Below are 4461 nucleotides of genomic sequence, written 5' to 3'. Positions count from 1 at the left end.
ATATTAAAATAAATATTAAATATATTAAAAAAATAGTGACAAATATTAAGCGTGTGTATATACTTATATTAAGAGATAAATTAAAAGCAATTTATAAATTGTTATAAAAAAATAAGCTTAGAAAAATTAGAGTTATCTAAACTTATTTTTAAAATTATCGAATTGTTAAGGCTTTACTTCCTAAATAAGTAAAATTAGATATGAAAGTATTTTTATCAACTTTCAATTTAAGTCCACCTATAGGGTCGTTATAATATATATAATCAGAATCGTATCCAGTTAATAATATTGCATGATTATCAAAATCTGCGTTAATAACTTTGTTTGAGTTGGGTACGTACCATTGTTCTGGAGATACTACAGATTCAAATGATTTATTTATCCAAACAACAACTGGATTTCCATCTGACAGTTCACTTTGTAAATCGTTATATGTGGAACCGGTTAAGTTTATTATAGTTGGAAATTTACTTTTTAAATTTTCGCATAGTGGATTGGGATTTATTATATATCCCATTTCTGTGCCTGTAACATCACCAACAAACCCTTTATCAGGATCACCCCATGAGATTATATCAGTTTCACCATTATAATTAGATGTAATCATTGGAGTAGGATCAAGTGGCAAAAGTTTAGCAAACTCTATTTTATCAAATTTAGAATTTGTTTTGTACTCAGCTAACATTTGGAGTGATACAATTTCACAACCGTTATTTAGCTCAGGCATTTGATTTTCAACAGGAACATCTAGATGTACAGATGGTTTTATATCATTTGTAAAGCTTGTTAAAAAACCCTTTAAATTTGAAGCTGTTTCTGAAGCTTTAAATTTAAAATTAATAGATTCTTCTATATTAGTTAAGATATTTTTAACAGATGATGTTATGTTTTCATATGTAAAGTGGCTTATATCATATTTAAATTTGTCTGATGAAAAAGGACTAAAAAAAATAGTAGTTCCTATTAAAGTTGCACATATTAATAATTTCGAACGAACTTTCATGTCAAAAATCCTCCTAGCTGTATTTCATAGAAATATGTTGTACACATTGTTATTAATTATAAATTGATAATGAGGAAAATGCAAATTAAATATAAGGCATATATCAAGGGGGTTTAAAAAATTTAAAATATAAAGTTAAAAAATTAAATATAAAGTATTAAAAAGGAAGTGATAGTGTGTATAAAGTTTTGACAAAATGCCCAGTTTGCAGTGAAGAACTTAAGATTACGAAACTAGAATGTAGTCATTGTAGTACTAAAATAGAAAATGATTTTTCTTTTTCTAATTTTGAAAAGTTATCTAAAGATCAATTAAATTTTGTAGAAGTATTTTTAGCGTGTAGAGGAAATATAAAAGACGTTGAAAAGAAACTTAGTATATCTTATCCGACAGTTAGAGGAAAATTGGATGAAGTTAATAATGTATTGGGGCTGAATATAAAAAAAGATAGTGATAAAGAAAAACAAAATATAATGGATATGTTAGAAAGTGGAGAGATATCTTCAGATGAAGCTATAAGATTATTAAAAAATTTATAATTAAAAGGTGGTAATTTATAATGGAAGATAAAAAGAGAATTTTAAAAATGGTTGAAGATGGAAAAATAAGTGCAGAAGAAGGTATAAAATTACTTGATGCATTAGAAAATAATTCCAATAAAGAAGAAAAAGCTCATAAAGAAGTAGTAATTAATGATGAAGAGTTTTTAAAAATAGAAAAAAACAAGTCAAAAGGTAAAATGATATATATAAGAGTTATAAGCAGTGATGGAGAAAGAGTAAAAGTTAATATACCTGTTGAATTTTTGAAAATATTGGGAACAAATACAGCTATGGGAGGAATGAATTTAGAAAAGCATAATGTAGACATAAATAGTATACTTAGTGCTGTTGAAAATGGATTTGAAGGAAGATTAGTAGAAGTTGATAGTAATGATGGGGATAAAGTTATAGTTGAGATAGGTTAGGGGTGGATCGTTTGAAAGTACTTGTTAAAAGTAAGGATATAAAAAGAGATATTAATATAAGTTTACCTATGTGCATGATAACTACTGTATTAAAATTTATAAACGTTTCTAGTATTAAATATGGAAGTGACAATAAAATAGTAGATGATTTATTTACAGATTGTAATAAGGCGAACCTTATAAAAGGTTTAAAATACTTAAGAAAATATCATAAAGGTCTAGTTCTTGTTGAAGTAGATAGCCCTAATGGAGAAGTTGTTAAAATACAAATTTAATATAAAAGGCGGTATTATTATTGGAGAGTACAGAGAATTTTAAAAAAAATAACCTTTGGAATAAAAATTTTTTTCTGCTTTGGCAAGGTCAACTTGTATCTTGCCTAGGAGATGCTTTTTATTCCATGGCTCTTGGATTTTGGGTTTTAGATAAAACAGGGTCATCTGCTATAATGGGGATGCTAATGGCAGCTGTGAGTATTCCAAGAATAATCATAGGACCTTTTGCAGGGGTGATAGTAGATAGGTTTGATAGAAAAAAACTTATACTTTTAGGAGATTTTATAAGAGGTATAGGAATGGTATTTGTAGGATATGCAGCCTTTAATAATTTCTTGGAAGTATGGATGGTTATGATAGTTGGGATTGTATGCGGAATATGTTCAGCATTTTTTAATCCAGCTATAAGTTCAGTTATACCAGATTTAGTATCAAGTGATAATATAGTAAAAGCAAATTCAGCTCAGCAAATGGCAACATCAACAACACATCTAATCGGAAGTGTATCTGGAGGATTTATTTATTCAATTCTAGGCGCTTCAGTCATGTTTATATTCAATGGTATAAGTTATATCGTATCAACAATAAGTGAAATCTTTATAGATATTCCAAAAGTGGAAAGAAAAAATACTGAATTAACAATTAAAGAAGATTTTAAAGAAGGAATAAAATTTACTTTTGGTTTTAGGGGTTTTGTAATATTACTATTTGTTGCTTTTTCCCTTAATTTTTTATATGCAATGTTTTTTCTTTTATTAAGACCGTTATTTATGATGGAGGAGTCTTTAGGAGTTGCTAGATTTGGAATTATATCAGCGTTTCAAAGTATAGGTATGATTAGTGCTAGTATAATTCTTACTAAAGTAAATATAAAAGCTGAAAATAGATCTAAGGTAATGCTACCAGCACTATTTTCACAAAGTTTATTTTTCTTTTTAGGAATACTTATAAATAATTTCTACTTTATGTGCTTATGTTTTTCATTAGGAAGTTTTTTAAATACAATATCAAATACAGTGAGTACATCATCTATGATGGTAGTTATACCACAGGATATGAGAGGTAAAGTTATGAGTATTGTATTTACATTATCTATGGGAATTCATCCAATAGGAACATTAGTTGGAGGAATACTTGGAGATATATTTTATCCGAGAACTATAATGATTGGTTGTTTTCTAATTGGAATAATAGTTAGTATTCCAATACTTTTTAGTAAAAGCGTAAAAAATGTATTGAATTATAATCCCAAAAATCAAACATTAGAAGAAATAAAAAATTGATTTTACTTGTAAAAATAGAGCTTTCTTAGCATTAAATACATAATAATAGAGATCTATTATGTAAAAGCTATAGGTAATTATAAGTTAGGAGGAAATTTAAATGGCAAAAAAACCTTTAGTAAGTAATGCAAAGCAAGCTTTAAATCAAATGAAATTAGAAATGGCAGGAGAATTAGGCATTGCAAGTGATCATGTAGAAGGTGCTAATAAAAGTGCTTATGAAAATGGTGTTATGGCGGGTAACTTAGGTGGAATGATGAGTAAAAGACTTGTAGAAATGGGTCAAGAACAATTACTTAGAGAATATAATAGTAAGAAAAAATAAAATATAGTATCTCAAAATGGAGTAAAGATAAATTTTTATCTAAAGCTTAATATTTTGAGATACTATATTTTTTATCCTCTTTTTTTTTGAAGTTCTAGATATTCCATTAAAATATCTTCAGAAATTTCGTCTTCGGTAGTAACAAAAGATGCTCTAGTCCAAAGACTTTCCAAGTGACTTAAATGATTAAACTCACTTCTTAAAATTTTAGAAGAGGATATTTTGAACTTTACGATTATATCGTGAGGACTTATATCCGATAATGGATTAACCTGTACTTTACAATAATCATCTCCACAATGAATATTTAAGATTTTTATATTTAAAAGCTCTGCTTCTGATTTTATTATTTCATAAAATCTTTTTTTCACCTCTTCATTTTCGAAAATCTTTCTTCGGTATCGTGGACAAAATACATAATTATACTTTAAATAACTAATTCTTTTTTTATCTATTCTATATTCTTTTCTCATAATAAATATATTACCTATTAAATTAAAAAACTTCAATACTATTATAATTAGTAGCTAGATTTATAGGTGAAAGTGAATTTTCTAATTTAGTTAGATTGTTTTGATATTGTATAAAATTACTTAAAAGCAATATAG

Annotated in this window: 7 protein-coding genes; 5 read left to right on the top strand and 2 right to left on the bottom strand. The window is 26.7% G+C overall.

All coding sequences use genetic code 11. The features are described 5' to 3' along the window. Window positions 1-154 precede the first annotated feature (154 nt). Window positions 155-1003 (bottom strand): C39 family peptidase, encoded by an 849-nt coding sequence (locus ACRCYC_RS00190; RefSeq protein ID WP_438617178.1) that lies wholly within the window; start codon window positions 1001-1003, stop codon window positions 155-157. A 176-nt stretch (window positions 1004-1179) separates the two neighbouring features. Here ACRCYC_RS00190 and ACRCYC_RS00185 point away from each other — a divergent pair, with 176 nt between their 5' ends. From ACRCYC_RS00185 to ACRCYC_RS00165, 5 genes are all read left to right on the top strand, one after another. Next, the gene (locus tag ACRCYC_RS00185; RefSeq protein ID WP_438617177.1) at window positions 1180-1542 is read left to right on the top strand and encodes a DUF2089 domain-containing protein; all 363 of its coding nucleotides are present in this window, start codon (window positions 1180-1182) and stop codon (window positions 1540-1542) included. A 20-nt stretch (window positions 1543-1562) separates the two neighbouring features. Continuing rightward, window positions 1563-1970, top strand: coding sequence for an SHOCT-like domain-containing protein (locus ACRCYC_RS00180; RefSeq protein ID WP_438617176.1), 408 nt, complete (start codon window positions 1563-1565; stop codon window positions 1968-1970). Window positions 1971-1981: 11 nt separating this feature from the next. Next, window positions 1982-2245 (top strand): hypothetical protein, encoded by a 264-nt coding sequence (locus ACRCYC_RS00175; RefSeq protein ID WP_438617175.1) that lies wholly within the window; start codon window positions 1982-1984, stop codon window positions 2243-2245. Window positions 2246-2265: 20 nt separating this feature from the next. Next, window positions 2266-3528, top strand: a complete 1263-nt coding sequence (locus tag ACRCYC_RS00170; protein ID WP_438617174.1) for an MFS transporter — start codon at window positions 2266-2268, stop codon at window positions 3526-3528. Between the two features lie 100 nt (window positions 3529-3628). Then, window positions 3629-3853 carry a small, acid-soluble spore protein, alpha/beta type gene (locus ACRCYC_RS00165; RefSeq protein ID WP_438617173.1) on the top strand — a complete coding sequence of 75 codons (225 nt, stop codon included), beginning with the start codon at window positions 3629-3631 and terminating at the stop codon, window positions 3851-3853. Between the two features lie 71 nt (window positions 3854-3924). On the opposite strand, the gene tnpA is transcribed toward ACRCYC_RS00165, so the two are convergent. Beyond that, window positions 3925-4326: an IS200/IS605 family transposase gene (gene tnpA / locus ACRCYC_RS00160; protein WP_438617172.1), complete on the bottom strand. Its 402-nt coding sequence runs from the start codon at window positions 4324-4326 to the stop codon at window positions 3925-3927. Window positions 4327-4461: the final 135 nt, after the last annotated feature.

This window comes from Paraclostridium sp., from assembly GCF_051657365.1.
GTDB lineage: Bacteria > Bacillota > Clostridia > Peptostreptococcales > Peptostreptococcaceae > Paraclostridium.
The sequence above is the reverse complement of the archived record's forward strand: the minus strand, read 5'-3'. Positions and strand labels throughout refer to the sequence as shown.